Here is a 369-nt window from a genome sequence, read left to right on the forward strand (position 1 = left end):
TGCCCACCGGCACGGTCGACTTGGTCACCACCACCGTGAAGCCGTCGATCAGGCCAGCGATCTCCTCGGCCGCGGCGTAGACGTAGCTAAGGTCGGCGTGGCCATCGCCCCGGCGGGTCGGCGTGCCCACGGCGATGAACACCGCGTCGGCCTCCTTGATGGCTTGAGCGCCATCCAGGGTGAAGAACAGGCGCCCCTCGCGCACGTTACGGGCGACCAGGTCATCCAGCCCCGGCTCGAAGATCGGGATCTCGCCCCGCTCCAGACGCTCGATCTTGGTCGGGTCCTTGTCGATGCACGTCACCACGTGACCAAAGTCGGCGAAACACGCCCCAGACACCAGGCCCACATAACCCGTGCCAATCATCG

Annotated in this window: 1 pseudogene; it reads right to left on the reverse strand. The window is 66.4% G+C overall.

Features of this window, described 5'->3' with window-relative positions:
- Positions 1 to 367 (reverse strand): annotated as a pseudogene (locus AX690_RS00490) (UDP-glucose/GDP-mannose dehydrogenase family protein); the annotation flags it as partial.
- Between the last annotated feature and the right edge of the window lie 2 nt (positions 368 to 369).

Origin of the sequence: Caulobacter sp. CCH9-E1, from assembly GCF_001556515.1 — a bacterium.
Classification (GTDB): Bacteria; Pseudomonadota; Alphaproteobacteria; order Caulobacterales; family Caulobacteraceae; genus Caulobacter.